Source organism: Rhodococcus erythropolis R138 (assembly GCF_000696675.2).
In the GTDB taxonomy this organism is placed as follows: Bacteria; Actinomycetota; Actinomycetes; order Mycobacteriales; family Mycobacteriaceae; genus Rhodococcus_F; species Rhodococcus_F erythropolis.
On the sequence record NZ_CP007255.1, the window covers coordinates 3,252,184 to 3,270,848 of the forward strand.

16 protein-coding genes are annotated in these 18,665 nt (G+C 63.6%); 8 read left to right on the forward strand and 8 right to left on the reverse strand.

Translation table 11 applies throughout. The features are described 5' to 3' along the window. Positions 1–4 precede the first annotated feature (4 nt). Positions 5–2,068, reverse strand: a complete 2,064-nt coding sequence (gene pknB, locus H351_RS15245) for a Stk1 family PASTA domain-containing Ser/Thr kinase (RefSeq protein ID WP_019748891.1) — start codon at positions 2,066–2,068, stop codon at positions 5–7. 332 nt (positions 2,069–2,400) lie between these two features. On the opposite strand from pknB, the gene H351_RS15255 reads away from it, so the two are divergent. Then, positions 2,401–2,769: an Rv2175c family DNA-binding protein gene (locus tag H351_RS15255; RefSeq protein ID WP_020969869.1), complete on the forward strand. Its 369-nt coding sequence runs from the start codon at positions 2,401–2,403 to the stop codon at positions 2,767–2,769. A 20-nt stretch (positions 2,770–2,789) separates the two neighbouring features. Here the strand turns inward: H351_RS15255 and H351_RS15260 are convergent, their stop codons facing one another. The 4 genes from H351_RS15260 to H351_RS15275 form a co-directional block, all read right to left on the reverse strand. Further along, on the reverse strand, positions 2,790–3,734 hold the full coding sequence (locus tag H351_RS15260; RefSeq protein WP_029255559.1) for a phytoene/squalene synthase family protein: 945 nt from the start codon (positions 3,732–3,734) through the stop codon (positions 2,790–2,792). Between the two features lie 10 nt (positions 3,735–3,744). Then, the gene (locus H351_RS15265; protein ID WP_020969867.1) at positions 3,745–5,322 is read right to left on the reverse strand and encodes an alpha-(1->6)-mannopyranosyltransferase A; all 1,578 of its coding nucleotides are present in this window, start codon (positions 5,320–5,322) and stop codon (positions 3,745–3,747) included. A gap of 98 nt (positions 5,323–5,420) precedes the next feature. Beyond that, positions 5,421–7,013, reverse strand: a complete 1,593-nt coding sequence (gene crtI, locus H351_RS15270) for a phytoene desaturase family protein (protein ID WP_029255558.1) — start codon at positions 7,011–7,013, stop codon at positions 5,421–5,423. 2 nt (positions 7,014–7,015) lie between these two features. Next, complete coding sequence (locus H351_RS15275; protein WP_021344573.1) at positions 7,016–8,155, reverse strand: polyprenyl synthetase family protein; 1,140 nt, start codon at positions 8,153–8,155, stop codon at positions 7,016–7,018. Between the two features lie 170 nt (positions 8,156–8,325). On the opposite strand from H351_RS15275, the gene H351_RS15280 reads away from it, so the two are divergent. Further along, a complete protein-coding gene (locus H351_RS15280) occupies positions 8,326–9,315 on the forward strand; it encodes a methylenetetrahydrofolate reductase (RefSeq protein ID WP_003941803.1) in 990 nt (329 codons plus the stop codon). 47 nt (positions 9,316–9,362) lie between these two features. Here H351_RS15280 and H351_RS15285 read toward each other — a convergent pair whose 3' ends face one another. From H351_RS15285 to H351_RS15295, 3 genes are all read right to left on the reverse strand, one after another. Further along, the gene (locus H351_RS15285) at positions 9,363–10,157 is read right to left on the reverse strand and encodes an LppM family (lipo)protein (protein ID WP_153210984.1); all 795 of its coding nucleotides are present in this window, start codon (positions 10,155–10,157) and stop codon (positions 9,363–9,365) included. 70 nt (positions 10,158–10,227) lie between these two features. After that, entirely contained in the window at positions 10,228–11,826 is a 1,599-nt protein-coding gene (locus H351_RS15290) for a phytoene desaturase family protein (RefSeq protein WP_029255556.1), read from the reverse strand. Further along, complete coding sequence (locus tag H351_RS15295) at positions 11,823–12,428, reverse strand: GNAT family N-acetyltransferase (RefSeq protein ID WP_029255555.1); 606 nt, start codon at positions 12,426–12,428, stop codon at positions 11,823–11,825. Before H351_RS15295 ends, H351_RS15290 begins: the two co-directional genes overlap by 4 nt. Positions 12,429–12,575: 147 nt before the next feature. Here H351_RS15295 and H351_RS15300 point away from each other — a divergent pair, with 147 nt between their 5' ends. The 6 genes from H351_RS15300 to H351_RS15325 all read left to right on the forward strand — a co-directional run bounded on the left by H351_RS15300 (position 12,576) and on the right by H351_RS15325 (position 18,555). Then, positions 12,576–13,127 carry an SAV_6107 family HEPN domain-containing protein gene (locus tag H351_RS15300; protein ID WP_228117852.1) on the forward strand — a complete coding sequence of 184 codons (552 nt, stop codon included), beginning with the start codon at positions 12,576–12,578 and terminating at the stop codon, positions 13,125–13,127. A 237-nt stretch (positions 13,128–13,364) separates the two neighbouring features. Further along, positions 13,365–13,811, forward strand: a complete 447-nt coding sequence (locus H351_RS15305; RefSeq protein WP_019748880.1) for a DUF3040 domain-containing protein — start codon at positions 13,365–13,367, stop codon at positions 13,809–13,811. Positions 13,812–14,407: 596 nt separating this feature from the next. After that, positions 14,408–14,839, forward strand: coding sequence for a division/cell wall cluster transcriptional repressor MraZ (gene mraZ / locus H351_RS15310; RefSeq protein ID WP_003941779.1), 432 nt, complete (start codon positions 14,408–14,410; stop codon positions 14,837–14,839). A 190-nt stretch (positions 14,840–15,029) separates the two neighbouring features. Then, positions 15,030–16,043 (forward strand): 16S rRNA (cytosine(1402)-N(4))-methyltransferase RsmH, encoded by a 1,014-nt coding sequence (gene rsmH / locus H351_RS15315; protein ID WP_029255554.1) that lies wholly within the window; start codon positions 15,030–15,032, stop codon positions 16,041–16,043. After that, positions 16,040–16,684, forward strand: a complete 645-nt coding sequence (ftsL, locus tag H351_RS15320; RefSeq protein ID WP_020969859.1) for a cell division protein FtsL — start codon at positions 16,040–16,042, stop codon at positions 16,682–16,684. Before rsmH ends, ftsL begins: the two co-directional genes overlap by 4 nt. Next, positions 16,681–18,555, forward strand: coding sequence for a peptidoglycan D,D-transpeptidase FtsI family protein (locus H351_RS15325; RefSeq protein ID WP_020908076.1), 1,875 nt, complete (start codon positions 16,681–16,683; stop codon positions 18,553–18,555). The genes ftsL and H351_RS15325 overlap by 4 nt, the downstream gene beginning before the upstream one ends. The last annotated feature ends 110 nt before the right edge of the window (positions 18,556–18,665 follow it).

Below are 18,665 nucleotides of genomic sequence, written 5' to 3' on the forward strand. Positions count from 1 at the left end.
ACTGTCAGGGAATTGCGACGACGCTGATGTCGGTGCCCTTGGCAACGAGGTCGTTCTTGACGCTCTGGCTGATGATGACCGAGCTGTCGTTCTGGGTGAGCTGACGCACGGTGATCTCGAGGCCGAGGCGGCCGAGTTCTTCGCGTGCTGAGGAGACGGAGCGGCCGATCAGCGAGGGAACCTTGACGGAGTCGGAGATGAGGAGAACAACGGAGGTGCCGGCGTTGACGGAGGACCCGACTGCGGGATCTGTGCCGATCACGCTACCGCCCTCGACGGCGTCGTCGAACGTTGTTCTGGTGGTGCTGACGGAGATACCTACCTTGTCGAGGGCGGCGCGTGCAGCGTTCTCGGACATGCCCTTCACATCGGGAATGTCAACGGGCGGTGATCCTTTGGACGTGATGACCTTGACCGAGGAGCCCACGGCAACCTCGGTTCCCGGCGCCGGGTCGAGGGCCGCCACGCCGCCGATCGGGATCTTGGAGCTGAATGTGTCCCCGCCGTCGACCGCGACGAGAGTACGGTCGGCGAGTTGTGCGCCCAGGGCCGAGACGTCGCCGCCGGCCGGAATGGGCGGGACAGTCGGACGCCCGAGCGAAGTCAGCAGCGCGACGGTCGAGCCTTTGGTAACCCTGGAGCCGGAGGCCGGGTCTGTCCCGATCACCGTGTCGATGGGTTGGGCGTCGGAGTACTGACCCTGGACGTCGGGGGAGAGCCCGGCGTCCTGCAGAGCGGTGACCGCAGTGTCCTTGGTCAGCCCGTCGATCGAGGGAACAGCTGTATAGCGGCCCGAGCCCATCCACCATCCGCCGAAGCCCAACGCAAGCGCGAGGACCGCGATGACGAGCAGCCAGATCAGGGTGGCTCGTCGAGACTTGCGTCGTGCTTCGACAAAATGAGCGTGCGGATCGTCAGGTCCCAGTTGGTCGTCGCCGAAATCGGAACCGTCGTCGAAATCCGAGTCGCCGTCGACCGTCGCCGGACGAGCAGTTTGTGCGGTGACCGCGCGAGTGTGCTGAATGCCACCGGGGGGAGGAGAGCCCGTGCCGAGCGCCGTGGTGGCTGCCGCAGCCGGGGCCACGCCGGACGCCAATACCGTCGTGGCACCAGGGTTCGGGCGCGCAGCAGAGTTCGGGTGTACATCCGTCGGGGGCGCAGGCGCCGGTTGTGGCCGAGCCGGGGCAACCTGCGCGCTCTGGTGCTGGGCGCTTCGACGCGGAGCCGGAACGCGGTATGACGGAAGTTCCAGTTGTTCGCTCACACTGCGAAGTGCAGCTGCCATCTCACCAGCGTCGGCGAAACGATGTGCCGGCTCGCGGTGAGTGGCTTCGGCAACCAGGCGATCGAACTGCGCCGGTACACCGGGGATGCGTGAACCGGGGCGCGGGACATCGTCGTGGATGCGTTGGTAGGCGATGGAGAGTGACGTATCACCGGTGAACGGTGTTGTACCGGTGAGAAGTTCGAACATCAACACGCCGGTCGAATAGACGTCGCTTCGAGTGTCGGCAATTCCTGACGTCACCTGTTCCGGCGACAGATAGGCTGCGGTGCCGAGGATCACGCTGTTGGAGGTGGTGGTTGCTGCCGCGGCTGCACGCACCAATCCGAAGTCGGCGATCTTCACTTCGCCGGTGTCCGAGATCAAGATGTTCTCGGGTTTCACGTCACGGTGAACCAGTCCCGCTCGATGCGCCACCGCCAACGCGTCCAGGACAGGTGCCACGACTGCAGCGACGGCGTGAGGCGGCATCGGTCCGCGCTCACGAAGGAGTTCGCGCAAAGTTCCACCGTCGACGAGTTCCATCACGAGGAACACGTGATTGCGATCGCTGCCCTGGTCGTAGACGGCCACAAGGGACGGATGCTTGAGTCTGGCCACGGCCCGGGCCTCGAACTCGAAACGAGTCAGGAACGCTGGATCGCCGGCAAATTGCGGGTCCATCACCTTGATAGCGACAGGTCGATCCAACCGTGTATCGAGGCCTCGATACACGGTCGACATACCGCCACGCGCGATCGGTGCGTCCACTCGATAGCGGCGCTCGAGCATTTCGCCGATCAACCCTCGACCTCCGTAATGACTATTCCTCCGTGCTTGCGATCTGTGTGGTTGTGCTCTGTGTGGTTGTGCTCTGGGCGGTAGCTGTCAGCATGTAAGTGTGGCCCCCGCCGTACGGGCGCCGATTCGCGGTCACCACGAAATCCCGGTTCACGAAATCCCGGTTCGCGAAATCTCGGTTACGGATACGCCGCATCCCGTCCATCGTAGCCAGCGATACCGACGCGGAAGTCTCGAGAACGTCACAGAGCGCTGTGACCCAAGCGGAGCGGCGGTTTCGAGCACTGCACCGGGCGGTACACAGCGGGCTCGCCGGACCGGATAAACTTCTCGCGGTGAGCGCGATTCCTTATTGTGATGATGTCCTGGATTCTTCGGTTTCCCTGTTCCAGCTGGTGGATGTGGCGAAGAACGTCGGGTTGCCGGTGAGCAAGGTTCACCAGTTGCTTCGCGATCACAAGATCATCGCAGTCAAGCGGCATGGCGTTCTCGGTGTCCCCGAAGTGTTCTTCGGCGAGGACGGCCAGATCGTCAAGTGGTTGCCCGGTCTGCTGGCGGTGCTGCACGACGGCGGCTACACCGATATCGAAATCCTCCGCTGGTTGTTCCTGGCCGACGATTCCCTGCCGGGGCGCCCGGTGGACGCACTGCATGGGGATCTCGCGCGTGAGGTCATCCGCCGCGCACAGGCCATGGCTTTCTGAGATGCCGGCCTTCTGACAACTCACCTCATGCGGTTTTTCGCCGCGTAGGTTGCCGACCGGACCAGACCCGGCGCAGCGACTCGAAGTCGCGTGCGTCCGGGAACGGACACTCGTCGATGCAGTATCCGGAAGTCGGCGCGCTCGACCTGGTCGAGAATTGCTCCGTACAACACGAAAGCCGTGCGGATCGACGGCTGGACCCGCCGATCGAGCATCGGGATGCCGGATTCGGCGGACCGATACCGCCCCCGCGTCACGGCAATGAAGTGTGCCAGCGCGCGCTTGACCCGAACGTCCACCGTTCCGGTTCTGCGCCCGTGCTCGAGCATCTCGATGTCGACCCCGAATGCGGCGAACTCGCCCGCCGGGAGATACAGACGTCCCCGGTCGAGGTCTTCACCGACGTCGCGGATGAAGTTGGTCAGCTGAAACGCCTCACCGAGATTCGACGCGGGCACTACAGCTTCCTGCTGCGGAACGCTCACTCCGAGAATCGGGAGCATCTGCAAACCGATGACGACGGCGGAGCCGTACATGTACTCGGCAAGCTCGTCCATCGTGTTGTAGACGGGTCGAAACTTCGCGGTGTCGGGGGCGTCCATCCGCATGGACTCGAAGAAGGCGTCGAAGTATGCACGCGGAATGTCGAACGTCTTCACAGCATCGGCGAAGGCAGGGAGTACGCGTGTCAGGTCGAGGGGAACCGTCGACGGGAAGCCACCTGTCGCAGTGGGGTTGTCGAGTGCGGTGACGGCTGCACGTTCGACGTCGGCAAGCACCGTGCCTCGTTCATGCGGACCCGAGGGTTCGTCCACGACGTCGTCGACGACGCGAGCAAATGCGTAGAGAGCGTGAACTGCGCGGCGTCGAGGCTCGGGCAGCAACCGAGTGGCCAGAAAGTACGTTCGGCCGTGTTCCCTCGTCACGTCCTCGCAGAATTCATAGGACGCAGACAATGCGTTCATGACACGCGGATCACGCAGATTCTGACGTCGAGGGCGCCGAGGCGGCTGACGTCATTTCGATCGGCTTCTCGTGTTTGCGTCCACGAAGTCTGAGTGGGTCTTCCGTCTGCAAGGACATAGCCGCGATCACGGCAGCGACGATGGCCAGAGCCACATGCGGGAAGGTGTAGAGGCCGATCGATCCGTCAGGCTGGAACACCAGCATCAGCCAGGTGGACAGCCCTGTCAGTACTGCGAGAGTCGTCGGCGACATTGCGAAACCGGCCGCTACTGCCAGCGGCCAGGAGTAGTACCAGGGGAGTGCTGCGGGGGATAGAACGACGATGGCGACCATTACGATCACGATGCCCATGACGGCGTCGCGCTCGGTCTTGCGGTAGCGCCACCACACGACGGCGATGATCGCGATCAACACAACCGCCGAGATGGTCCGGGAGACTTCGAGGATGTCGTTGAAATGGTCACCGGCGAACCAGGAGGTGGCCATGGTTCCGATGTGCGCCACGATCGTGGGCAGCGAGAGCCAGTTGATGATCTTTGCCGAACCCGAGAGTGCGGTCGTCCAGCCGAGGCCGACTCCGGCGATCAGTGAGGTGGATCCGAGTACCGCCACGAATACCGCGAAACCTGCACCGGCCGTTTTGACGAACGATCGGATCGGTGACGCCGGTTCTCGCCCGGCCGCGGCCGCGTCCTCCCGCTCGTGGATCATCCAGATCCAGACGATGAAGGGAAGTGCGACGCCCGCGGTTGCCTTGATCGCGACGGCGAGTGCGATCAGCCCAATTCCGAACAGGTGCTTGCGTTCGAGAGCGAGCGCAATGCCCGCGGCCATGAGGCCGACCATGAGCATCTCGTTGTGAACGCCGCCGATCAGGTGGATCAGGACGAGGGGATTGAGTACTGCGAGCCACAGGGCGATCGAGGTGTTTCCGCCGAGCTTCGTCGCGAGATGGGGAACGGCCCACATCATCAGGGCGAGTCCGGGCAGCATCGTGATCCGCAACAGCATCGTGCCGGCGATGACGTTCTCGCCGGTCAGCCGAACGATGGCGTCGGCAAGGAGAAGGTGAACCGGGCCGTACGGGGTAGTTGTCGTCGTCCACACGTTGGAGACGTTGTCGAGCAGGATTCCCGGATTGACGACGGGGCCGACGGCATACGGGTCGAAGCCGTTGCGTAACAAGGCGCCCTGTGCCAGGTAGGAGTAGGCGTCACGGCTGAACATGGGCACCGCGAACAGCAGCGGAAACGTCCAGACCGGGACGACGTAGCGCAGGCCGCGCAACGAGACGTCACCGCGCAGAGTCGAGCGGCCCAGTCGAACCCAGGCAGCGATCATGCACAGGACACCGATCCAGACGATGGCCGCCGACAGAATCGATCCGTGTCCGAAACGGAGCCAGGACAGATGCATCGACTCGAGCAGCGGATCTTGGCGCCGGACGCTACCGGCACCGAATCCGCCGAACGTGATCATGACTGCGCCGAAGAAACCGAGCAGTGCACTGTGACCTTCGGGAGTCCGAAGGAAATTGGCGGCCCTTAGGTGCCACGGTCTTTCAGTGGCTGCGGCAGAGGACGTCATCGGTGCAGGTTCCTCCCCCGAGGAGATCGGTGTCGATCGGCGCATGCAGCGCCCGAGTCGGTGAATCGTGGATGAATGGTCGGTTACGAGGGGCTAGTTTAGTTGCTCGCACGAGTGCCCACCGCGCTGGCTCGCTCGCGTGTACCGGTAATACGTTCGGCGGCGAGCCGGCCGGACAGCAGAACGGTCGGTACTCCCACCCCCGGAACGGTTCCCGATCCGGCGAGAACGACGTTGTCGAAGCCGCGGGCGAGGTTCTTGCGTCGGAACGGCCCCGTCTGGGTGAAGGTGTGTGCCGCCGCGAACGGGCTACCCGCGGCCATGCCCTTCTCGAGCCAGGTCTGCGGGGTGTCGACGTGATCGATATCGAACCCCTCGACCAGTCCCGTATAGCCACGTTCTTGCAGCGTGAGGATGATTTCACGCACGTAGGCCGGGCCGAGAACTGCCCAGTCGAGCGGCGCACTGTCCAGATTCGGGCACGGCGCGAGGACTGACAGCGGTTCACGGATCCGGCCGTCTCGCGAGAAGGCCAGGCTCGGGTCGGTCTGCGCCGGTCGGGTGACGAGCAGTGACGGATCACTCATCAATTGCCCGCGGCCGCGGCGTGCCGTGATCTCGGCGAAGGTGCGCTTCCACGCCTCGCCGAAGTCGATCATGTGGTGTCGCTGCGCGGGCCATCCGTCGGCGACGGCTGAAGAAACAGTGCCGTGAATCACGACCGCGGACGGCGATGCCCGCACCGGTCGCGGGCGCAATCGCGTATGCGGGCGCAAGAGGGAGTCCGTGACGGCCATGTCGGGGGTGAGGACTGCGACATCACAGTCGTAGCTCTCACCGTCGCGTGTGTGTACGGCACGCACGCGACGGTCGCTCGCCTCGAGTCGTTCGACCGTGCGGCCGAGATGCAGAATTCCGCCGGCCTCGGTGAAAGCGTCGGCCATCGACTCGGCGATCGTGCGCATCCCGCCCTCGGGAAAGTAGACGCCCAGTGAGGTGTCCATGTGAGCGATCGCCCCGTACACCGCGAGGGCTCGAGACGGAGCAACTCCCGCATACAGCGCTTGGAAAGTGAAGATCCGCCGGAGGCGAGGGTCGCGGATCTTGCGATCCACCTGCCCGCCCAGTTTCCCGAATCCTCCCAGTGCGACGAGTCGGCTCAGATCCTTGACTGCTTCACGCGAATTGACCAGTCCGAGGGGAGAATCGAAGTCGGCGTCCATGAAGCGGTCGAATTCCGCGTCGAAGATGCGGTTCAGCCATCGCCGCAACGCACGGTATCGCTGCGCTTCTTCCGGCCCGCAGACACGAGAGACTTCGGCAGCCATGTCTTCGGGGTCGGCGTGAACATCGAGAGCGGTGCCGTCTGCGAATCGCGCGTGGTACGTCGGATCGAGCTTGTGCACAACGAATTTGGGGTTTGTCGAGTCGGGGTCGGCGCCGACGGCCGCAAGAGCGTCTTCGACGAGTTCGGGCATCGTGAGCACCGTTGCGCCGTTGTCGATGCTGTAGTCACTGCCCTGGTAGACACCGACTCGCCCGCCGACCGAGCCGTTGCTCTCGAGGATCGTGACGTCGCGGCCGGCGCCACGCAGATACAACCCCGCAGACAGTCCGGCAAGTCCCGCGCCGACGATCACGACTCGATCGGTCGGCGAGCTGACGGTTCGAGTGCGGTGCACGTCTGCCACGGTCAGTAGCTTCGCTTCGTGGCCGCGATCGCCATATCGGTCAGGCGAGCCTTGGACTCGGCCGTTGCCGTGCTCGAGTCGAGGGCGTTCGCAGCTGCCTCGACGAGGGTGTCGATCTGCGTTTCGACGTCGGTGACGGCGCCAAGATCGGTGATCACCTGACGCAGAGTGTCGACTTCGTTGTCGGTCAACTGGGTGCCGATTCCGTTGCGGAGCAGTTCTGCTGCCGCCGGATCTGCGGCGTCGGCGCGGGCAAGCGCCATCGCGAACAGGACAGTCCGCTTGCCGGCGATGAGATCGTCGCCCGACGGTTTGCCCGTGACGGACGGATCTCCGAAGACACCGAGCAGGTCGTCGCGAAGTTGGAAGGCAATCCCGATGTCGGTGCCGAACGTCCGGTAGGCATCGATCAACTCGGCGTCTGCACCGAACAGTGCGGCGCCGAGGTGCAGGGGGCGTTCGATCGTGTACGCGGCGGTTTTGTAACGGTTGACCCGCATGGCTGCCTCGACGGTCTCGTCTCCGCGGGCTTCGTTGCTGATGTCGAGGAATTGGCCACCGAGCACCTCGGTGCGCATTGCCGACCAGACCGGGCTCACTCGTGCGGCCGCGTCGGGGCTGATCCCGGATTCTCGGATCATGTCGTCAGCCCAGGCCAAGGCCAGGTCGCCGAGAAGAATGGCGACGGCCTCGCCGAAGTGCGCGGAGTCGCCGCTCCACTCCTCGCCTCGGTGCTGGTCCTCGAATTCGACGTGAACGGTCGGGAAGCCGCGCCTGGTCGTTGATGCGTCGATGATGTCGTCGTGGACGAGCGCGCAGGCCTGCACCAGTTCGAGGGCCGCGCATGCACGAATCACCGCCTCCGCGTCGCTCCCGTTCGGGTCGCCTCCGGCGCCGAGCCATCCCGTCCAGGCGAACGAGGGCCGGACGCGCTTTCCTCCGCGCAGGACGAAGGCTTCGAGGGTGCTGACGGCTTTCTCGTATCCACCGCCGATGTTCGAGACGAGTTCGCGGCGTGAATCGAAGAAGTCGCGGAGCGCTCCTTCGAACATGCCTGGCAGTTCGAGTGAGGTCGGATGCGGTGCGGTGTTGGTCGAACTCTGTCCAACGCGCGCGGTTCCTGCGGACAGGGTGGCCTCCAAGATCGGTATGTTCTCGCGCCGGAGGGTTACACGGAAGCGAGCTTGAGGCCCAGCTTAGTGGGGGTTGGAATCAACGGGGGTTCGGGCCGTGAACTGCGTGATCCTGACATTCGGGATACGCGGTCCTGGGCGATGAGCTTGTTTGCGGCTGGAAAACATATGCTTGACCGGTGACATTCGATCCAGTCAGGGGCCGCTCCAGCGAGGGGTGGGCCACCCGAACACCGTCGATCGTCGATCGGATCGCTTCCTCGACAGGTAGCCGTATTCCGTTCTCGGTCGAGTTTTCGCCGCCGCGCGACGCTGACGCCGAAGCGCGCCTGTGGCGTGCGGTGCGTACCTTCGAGCGGCTCGGACCGGCGTTCGTCTCGATGACTTACGGCGCAGGTGGCTCGACGCGCGATCGTACGGTGCGCGTCACCGGCGAACTGGCCGAGGAGACGACCCTGCTGCCGGTTGCTCACCTGACTGCCGTCTCGCACAGCACCGAAGAACTTCGCGCCATGGTCGGTGCATACGCCGACCGTGGCATCAGCAACATCCTCGTGTTGCGCGGCGATCCGCCCGGCGATCCGCTCGGCGAGTGGAAGAAGCATCCCGAAGGCGTCGAGTACGCCGAGGAACTCGTGCGGATGGTCCGTGACCTGGGCGACTTCCACGTCGGCGTCGCGTCGTTCCCCGAGGGGCATTACCGCGCTCCGGACTTGGCGTACGACACGAAGTACCTGGTGTCGAAGTTGCGTGCCGGCGCCGAGTACTCGATCACGCAGATGTTTTTCGACGTGGAGGACTACCTGCGTCTCCGTGACCGGGTGAGTGCATACGACGCAGAACAGGGCGCCAAGCCGATCATCCCGGAGATCATGCCGGTGACGTCGTTGCGCTCGGTGAGGCGCATGCTCGAGCTGTCGGGCTCGTCGTTGCCTCCCGCCCTCGAACGCCGATTCGACGCCGCGGCCGGAAGCGGTCCGGACGAGAACCGTGCAGCGGTCCGCGAACTCGGCATCGATCTGGCCACCGAGATGGGAGAGCGGTTGATCGCCGAAGGCGCTCCGTGCCTGCACTTCATCACGTTGAACTTCGCGCGCGCCACCAGTGAGGTCCTCGAGCGACTCGGTCTCACCCCCGACACCTCTGTCGGGACAGCACAAGCCGTCTGATCCCGGTTGCCCCGCTCGACACCAATCGAGGGGGCAACCGCCAGGCGCTACTTCGTGGTGTTTTTCGGATTCCTGTTGTCAGCTTGCCTGCTGACAGGTGATTTCGTGACAGGCGTCTTCATGGCCGGTGCTTTCGCGGCGGGCGCGCGCTTGATCGGTGCTCGATTGCGCGCCATCCAGGCCATTGCACCGACGATAATCGCGACACCGAGCGCCAGTCCGGCCATGATTCCTGCCCACCCGGCGAAGCTTCGGGTGCTGGGGTCCGCGTAGTTGACCTCGGCGCGCATTGTCGACACCTCGCCGGCGGGCAAAGTCCACGACACCCGGGAATCGCCGTCTCGTGTTCCGTTGGTCGTGCCGACCCGTGCCGGGAAGGCGATGCTGACCTGGACGTCGGCGCCCTGAGTTGGAACCGTCTTCAGGTCTGCCTTGCCGTCGAGCGTGACGGTGTCCCCGGATCGCTTGAGGGTGATCTGGAACGACCCGGATCCCTCGGCATACATCGAGCCCAGTTGGGCGACGTCACCGAAGGACAAGTCGCTGAAGAACGCCTGGCTGCCGACGTATCCGTCCTTCTTGTATTCCTGAACCCGTATCTTGTCCTCCAGCGAGGAAGGCGGGGTCAGCTGCGGACCCTTGTCCGCCTCGTTCGCCGGAATAGCGGCAGCTACCACCTGTCCGGTCACACGATCGTTCGCGGACACTCCCATCGACACCTGCACGCGGATGCACCCGGCAAGCAAGGGAACAAGCATGAGGGCGAGCGCGGCAACCGTCAGGAAGCGTTTCCGACTGGTCGGCTTGGCGGCGGGATCGGTGGACTGTTGCACAGTGGTCATCGTGCCAGCCGTGGCGTAGCCAGTCATCGAGGCGGGGGCGTGTCGGCGGGTGAAGTTCGGCGGGTGACCTTCACGACCTGCTCGAACGACGCAGCCACTGACTCGCTTTACCCCGGCGGCTGTCGGACAGTGCGATTCGAGCGGCACTGCGACCACTGGCTCCGGACACACCACCACCGGGATGCGTCGAGGCTCCGGTCAGATACAACCCGTCTGCTCCCGGAACGCGATGGCCGGACAGTTCGGGAAGCGGTCGCCACAACATCATCTGATCGAGTGACATCTCGACGTGCATGACATTTCCGCCGATCATCCCCAATTCCGACTCGATGTCGCGGGGAGTCTGAATGAAGCGGTCGAGGACGGAATCGGCGAATCCGGGTGCAAAAGCCTCCATCTCGCCGACGATCCGGTCGGCCTCGGCCTCGGCGACCGACGCCCAATCGCGATGTCCGCTGAGACGATACGGCTGCCACTGCGACCACAGTGTCACCTGATGCCGCCCGGCCGGGGCGATCGTGGGATCGATTCCGCTGAAACTCATTCCGAGAACCGCAGGGCGAGGAGGCAGTTCCCCCGCCAGTGCTGCGCCGTGTGCAGTGCGCAAGTGGGCGCGATCGGAAACGAGTAATTGCAATCCCGAGGTACTTTCCCGTGTCGTGGCGTCGCCGCGGTAGGAGGGGAGCGCAGATGTTGCCAGTCGCAGTACCGCGCCGATGCCGGGGCCGACCCTGATCTTCCGCAGCCAGTGATCGAGCGTGGTTCGGTCGAAGCCTCCGTTGCCCAGGAGATCGAGTGTCGTGAGGATGTGGCAACCCGCGATTACCTTGCGAGCGTGAACTTCTCGACCGCTCTCGGTTGTGACGGTCCAGTGATTCGAGTTCCGGCGGATCGACGTCACGCCGTCACCGAGCGCGACGGTGGCGCCGTCGACAGCCATCCGGGATGCCAACGCAGCACTCAGTGCGCCGCTCCCTCCGACTGCTCGCCCGGGCGGCAGGATGTGCATGAGGGCCGCGAAGCCGACCATCGGAGCGGTTCCCGGTTCCGACATCGGAGGCCCGGACTGGGCGCCGAACCACGCCAACGCTGCCTTGAGTGCCTCACTGTCGAAATACTCGTCCAGCAGTGCGTCGCCCGGCGCGAGGAACTGCCGCGACAGTTCGCTGTTGCCGCGCGCTGTGGCCAGTCCTCCGAACGCACCGATCAGGTTCGATCCGGTGGGCGGTGTGGAAAATGCCTTCATCACGTGTCGGCTGCGCTCCGACCAGACCGCGACGAACCGCCGGTACGCGTCGGCGTCCTTTGTCCCGCAAGCTCGTTCGATGGACCGGCAGGTTGCATCGAGGTCGCGATGAAACACGATGCCCGGCCCGTCGGTGCCAGGGGCGGGCGGAGCGAACGCCCACGGGTCACAGTCGATGTAGCGAAGGCCGTGCGCGCCGAGTCCGAGTTCCTCGATGATGCCGCTGTGTCGGATCATGAGGTGTGCAGACGACCCCCGGTCCACCTTGTATCCGGGAAATCGCTCGACGGTCGAGACGGCACCGCCGAGAACCGTGTCCTTCTCGAGAACCTCGACCGACCAACCCTCGCGTGCGAGATACGCGGCCGAAACGAGCGCGTTGTGTCCGGAACCGACGACGACGGCGTCGAGAAATGCGCTCACAGCGGCAGTCCACGGCCGAGGACCGCAAATGGCCGGTTGTCGCCGGCAAAACGAAATCTGCGGAGCACGTCGCGAAAGCCGAGGCGGCGGTACAGCCGCCAGGCTCGGTTGTCCTCGTCGAACACCTCAGGTGTCGACAACAGAACGCTGCGTTCGGTTCGATCGACGAGGAGGTGGCGCAAGAGCGATTCGCCCAATCGGTGACCTTGACCGTTCGGATGCACGTGGAGTTCGGTGAGTTCGAAGTAGTCGCTCAGAATCGCGTCGATCTCGCTCTGAGGGCGACCCGAGCGCCGAAGCCCGTGCAGTACCTGTTGATGCCACCACTGGTCCGGGCTCCCGCGATACCCGTAAGCGATCCCCACCAGCGGCAGATTTTCGTGTGACGGTTGCTGGGGAACCGCCAATGCGCCGACGGCTTTCCAGCCAGGCCGGTTCGCGTGCTCCTGCCACATGGGTGCGCGATGGAACTCGGTTCCTCGCGGATAGTCCATCGCAGTGACGTACACGGCCAGTGCCTCGTGGAGTCGACTCGCGAATTCTTCACGATCGAGGTCGACCGTATGTGGTGTCCAGGCGATCTGCGGGTCGACCGGTCTCACCTCTTCTCTTGACGGCGTGTCGGTGGGTGCAGTTATATTGAATAGGTCGAACAGATGTTCGATGTGGGTGATCCGGAGATGCCCGAAGGGAAGCGGGCATCTCCGGCCCACCTGGCCTTGGATCCTTACGGTGCAGGAGGTGCCCCGATGTCCGAGCATGTAAAGCCTGATCGTGTGAAGTGCCAACGAACTCTTCCGGCCGAGTTGTCGAGCCCGTCGGATGCCGCAATCTCGCGATTGCCGATATCGGCGAAGCGGTCCTTCGGTGCGACGGACGCCAGCCACCGCACTGCGCAAGTGGGAAAGTCCGGTGTGGCGTGGGGGCTCCTCAGGAAGGCGGATGCGCTTCTCGAGGAAGCGATTGGGGCGGGCGATCCTGCCGACCGGTTCCGGTGTGCCTATCTGGCAGCACTACGTGGTGCCGGGGCAGTGTTGGCCGCAGCTCCTGCCGGTGCCGGATCGAAGCGCAAGCGAAGCGGAAACGCGTGGGTTCTGATGGACGCCGCAGCGCCCGCGTTCGGAGCGTGGTCGAAGTTCTTCGCGGGGTGGTCCGCTGCGCGTGCGGCCGTGGAAACCGGTGTGTCGATCGTGATCACGGACTCCGATTCCGATGCATTCTTCGCCGAGGTCGGTCGTTTTCTCACGGCGGTCGAAGATTTCATCGGTCAGGACGCGTCCGAGCATTTGCGAGCGTCGTGAACAAATGGTCCGTGTTGGCAGTTGTTTCCGGGGAATTTCCTGGTCCGCACAGGCAAATGGAGCCGAATCGGGGCCCTTCGGCACGAATACGTACGCTTGTGGCGGAACTCGTACCCGGAGTTGGTGGTCCGAGACCTAAACTGCTCGTATTATGAAAACAGGTAATCGTCCAACTTGATTACCCGCCGCCCCACACCGTGGGGTGGTTGCCAAACTTCCAGTGCCGGGGGAGGTACCGTGCCACTCTCCGAGCACGAGCAGCGCATGCTCGATCAGATCGAGAGCGCTCTCTATGCCGAAGACCCCAAGTTCGCCTCCAATGTGAGGGGCGGCCGTATGCGGGCGCCGTCGAGTAGACGGCGGTTCCAAGCAGCGGCTCTATTCGTGCTGGGTCTGGTCCTGCTGATCGCGGGGGTTGCCCTCCCGCTCAAGCCGGGCGGTTTTCCGATCATCAGCCTGTTCGGTTTCTTGTTCATGTTCGGCGCAGGGGTCTTGTTCCTCTGGGGTGGTGGACGCAAGTCCGCAGCAGCAGCCGAACCCGCTTCCGAAGGTGGCAATCATCCCTCCGGTCCGCCGGGTAGGGGTAGTGCCGGTGGATCCGGGCGGGGACGCGGCCGCAAGTCCGGCGGCGGATTCTCGTCGCGGATGGAAGATCGATTCAAACGCAGGTTCGAGCAGGACTAGCTCTCCCGCCCTTCTTCGGGCGTACTTCGAGAGTGGTGCAGTTCGGACATGACGCCCTCTGTAGGGCACGGACGACCACACGTGTGGCGGTCGGCAACCAAAGTTGCCGACCGCCACACGCCGTTGGTGTGGGTGTTGTACGTGTGTGCCGGCAATCCATCGAAGTGAATCAGTGACGCGCGAGCGAATCACTCGCCACCCACGGTCGCCCCTAGGCAAGCTCGCGGGCTTCCTCCACTTCGCTCCACTCGGCCCTCCACTTTCCTCCACCCTGGTCGAACTGCAACGCACGACCAGACCTCGTCCCGCTCACGTCTATTCGAAAACCGCGCTTGTACTGCGATTTTGTCTGGGGGAGCGACAAATCGTGGCGTGAAGGGTCGATATGACGGCAGTGTGGGCCGGGACACGGTTGCAAATTTCCCCCACGTATCCCCACCTGCGCTGACCTGCTATTTATCAGCAAATGATGCTGAATAGGGACCATGTGCTCCTTGTTTGTGGGGGAAAGTGGGGTACTGTGGGTTCGGGCGGAGAGCTGAAGCACGATCCGCTCGATAGGGAGGGTTTCAGCGCAAGCTCGCAGGAGGTGTCGAGTGTTCCTCGGTACCTTCACGCCGAAGCTCGACGACAAAGGTCGGCTCACGTTGCCGGCAAAGTTCCGAGACGAACTGGCAGGAGGATTGATGATCACCAAGAGTCAAGATCACAGCCTCGCCATCTACCCCCGGGACGAGTTCGTCAAGCTTGCTCGAAAGGCAGCGGCAGCTCCACGCAATGATCCGGCAGCTCGGGCGTATGTACGTGCCCTGGCCGCCGGTACAGATGAACAGCACGCCGATGCCCAGGGGCGAATCACCCTCTCGGCTGATCATCGGCGTTACGCAAACCTGTCCAAGGAATGCGTAGTGACCGGCTCCGTCGATTACCTCGAGATCTGGGATCTAGCAGCCTGGGAGAGGTATCTCGGAGACAACGAAGAGGACTATTCGCAGGCAACAGGCGAATCTCTCAGCGAGATCGTCTAGGCGAAGAGCCCCCGGCGAATGCCGCGAGGCCTCTGCCCGGAAAGACCCTGACGCACTTCCCCAGCGCCAGGTTCTCCTTCGGGCAGGGACCTCGAAGCATTCGCCTTCTCGAACAGTCATCGCCTTCTCGGAAAGTCAGCACCTTTTCGAAAAGTCATCGGAAATCATGAAAGTAGGAGCCGGAGCAATCATGGTGGATCACGAGGTGAACGAACCCTCGGATGCCGATGGCTTCGCGCACGTCCCCGTACTTCTGCATCGTGCCGACGATCTTCTCGGCCCTGCCATCACCGCCGTCGGTGACGGTGGCGAAGGCGCATACATGATCGATGCGACGTTGGGGCTCGGTGGCCACTCCGAATTCTTCCTCGGCAAGTACCCGGGCCTTCACCTCATCGGTCTCGATCGCGACACCAACGCACTCCGCATCGCTTCCGAGCGTCTGGCGCCATTCGCGGGCCGAACCACGTTCGTGCACACCACGTATGACGGGATCGAAGACGCGCTCGAACAGGCAGGTCTGCCGTCGACGGAGTCGGTTCACGCGATCCTCTTCGATCTGGGTGTGTCGTCGATGCAGTTGGACGAAGCCGACCGAGGTTTTGCGTACTCGATCGACGCCCCTCTAGACATGCGGATGGATCAGACGGTCGGGCTGACCGCGGCAGAGGTCCTGAACACCTACAGTCACGGCGACCTTGCTCGCATTCTGAGCACGTACGGCGAAGAGCGGTTCGCCGGAAAGATTGCGTCCGAGATCCTTCGGCAGCGTGAGCGTGAACCATTCACCACCAGTGCAGCTCTGGTCGAGTTGCTGTACCGAACAATCCCGGCGGCCACGCGGCGTACGGGTGGACACCCGGCCAAGCGCACCTTCCAAGCGCTGCGGATCGAAGTCAATGCCGAGTTGGATTCGCTTCGTGCGGCCGTTCCTGCCGGGCTCGATGCACTGGCAGTCGGTGGGCGAGTGGTGTTCATGTCCTACCAGTCGCTCGAGGATCGAGTTGTGAAGGCGGAGTTGGTTCCCCGCTCGAAGTCCACCAGTCCCGAAGGTCTACCGGTCGAGTTGCCGGGTATGGGCCCGGAGTTCCGCATTCTCACCCGTGGCGCAGAACGTGCGTCTGAGCAGGAAATCGAAGAGAACCCACGATCAGCTCCGGTGCGTTTGCGTGCCGCAGAACGCATTTCCAGGAGGCGGGCATGAGTCGTCAGGGCAAATCCGGTGCAGCGCAACGCGCATACGACAAGCGCACCGCACGGGCGGCAGGCCGGACCGGAACTGCCGCTGCTGTCGGCCCGTCGATCTCTCCTCGGGCGATGCTCAAGGGGCGGGTACCGTTCGTGGCCTCCGTTATCGGACTTCTGTCCATCGGTCTCGCGGTGACTCTGCTGCTGACCACTCGCGCTGCCGAGGATTCGTACCAACTCAGTGATGCACGTGCATACAACCAGTCTTTGGTCGAGCAGAAAGCAGCGCTCGAACGTGACTTCCAGTCGCGTAACTCGGCTCCGGAGTTGGCAAATCAGGCAAGCGCTCTCGGCATGGTCCCCGCCAAGGACCCTGCACGTCTGGTAGTTCATCCGGATGGTTCGGTCGAGGTCGTCGGAACGCCGACTCCCGCGACTGCCGGCGCGATGCCGCCGCTCGATGCGCCCACATCGGTGCCCGCACCGACCGCGACACCGCCGCGCACCACAACGCCGGTTGTTCCTGGAGCCACGCCGAGCGTTCCGAATAACACGCGAAACCTCGCGCAGAGTGAACAATTGGTTCCTGTGATCCCCACGACGACAGCACCCGCCACCACGACGGCGGTGCCTGCTCCGCCTGAGGAACGTCGGTGAGTCAGAACTCCCGTAACAACCCCGGTCGGCGTCCGCGCCGCTCGGCCACTGCCTCATTTCCGTTTCGTCAGCGAGTCGGTCGTATCACCATGTGTGGTGCGCTCGCCGTTGCGGCATTGCAGCTCTTGTGGATTCAGGGAATCGATGCGCCGAGCCTGGCTGCGGAATCTGCGAATCAACGAACCACGACGCAGGTCGATCCGGCCGTACGCGGCTCGATAACCGATCGCAACGGAAACCCCCTCGCGTTCACCATGGAAGCCAAGGCGCTGACTTTTCAGCCGGTGCGAGTACGCAAAGAACTCGAGGAAGCGCGCGCCAAGAGCATCGAGCAGGGCGCCGAGGGTGACAAGCAGGCGCCGGAAGTCAGCGATCGCCTCGCCGAGATCGCCGCCGGGATCCACGCCAAGCTCGGCGATACCGTTCCGGAAAAAGATCTGCTTCAGAAGATGAACAGCAACGAGACTTTCACGTACCTCGCCCGCAGCGTGGATCCGGCGGTTGCTGCCGAGATCTCGGACAAGTTCCGGGAGGTCGGCCTCGAGCGACAGGACATCCGCGAGTACCCCGGTGGCTCTCTGGCGGCGAATCTCGTCGGCGCGACCGGCTGGGACGGGCACGGTTTGCTCGGCCTCGAAGATTCGATGGACTCCACGCTCGCCGGAACCGATGGATCCGAAACGTACGACCGCGGTTCCGACGGCGCTGTGATCCCTGGTAGCTGGCGTGACAAGCAACCGGCCGTCAACGGTTCGGGTGTCGAGCTGACCATCGATTCGGACCTCCAGTTCTACGTTCAGCAGCAGGTCCAGATCGCCAAGGACAAGTCGGGCGCCAAGAATGCTTCGGTTGTGGTCATGGACTCCAAGACGGGACAGGTGTTGGCCATGTCCAACGACAGCACCTTCAACCCCGCGATCGGCATCGACAAGAACGCGCCGACAGCCGAAATGGGCAATCCGTCGGTCAGTACGCCGTTCGAGCCCGGATCGGTGAACAAGATCGTCACCGCAGCAGCGGCCATCGAGGACGGTAAGACAACTCCGGACGAAGTTCTGCAAGTCCCGGGCAGCATCACGATGTCCGGTGCCACAGTCAAGGATGCGTGGGATCACGGTGTGGCCCCGTATACCTCTACCGGTGTGTTCGGAAAGTCCTCGAACGTCGGCACCTTGATGCTCGCTCAGCGAGTGGGCGAGGATCGCTACGCAGACATGCTGAACAGGTTCGGCCTCGGACAACGCACAGACGTCGGACTTCCCGGCGAGAGCGCCGGCAGCGTCCCGAGTCGCGATCAGTGGTCCGGCGGAACCTTCGCGAACTTGCCGATCGGGCAGGGTCTTTCGATGACAACCTTGCAGATGACCGGGATGTACCAGGCCATTGCCAACGACGGTGTGCGAATTCCTCCGCGAATCGTGAAGTCGACTGTCGATTCTTCCGGCACTCGGACCGAGACGCCGCAGCCCGAGGGTGTCGAGGTGGTCAGCGCCCAGACAGCGTCGACGGTTCGGGACATGTTCCGGTCGGTCACTCAGGAAGACACCGGCAACCAGCGAGGAACTGGTGTTGCCGCGGGCGTCGAGGGATACCAGGTCAGCGGAAAGACCGGCACCGCGCAGCAGGTGGATCCCGCGTGCAAGTGCTACTCCAACTCCAACTACTGGATCACCTTCGCGGGAATCGCGCCCGCGGACAACCCCCGATTCGTGATCGGAATCATGCTCGACGCACCGGTTCGCGGTGTGGACGGCGGCGGCGGTCAATCGGCAGCACCGTTGTTCCACAACATCGCGTCGTGGATGCTGCAGCGTGACAGCGTTCCGATGTCGCCGGACCCCGGTCGCAAGTTGGTGTTGCAGGCGGACTGATTGCGGTGTGTCGGTTTCGACAGGGTCTTCGGGTGAATCCCGGACACGGTAATCTCAAACGTCGCAGTAACCTCATTCATCGCAGTACGCCGAACTTTGCTTGCGCTGCG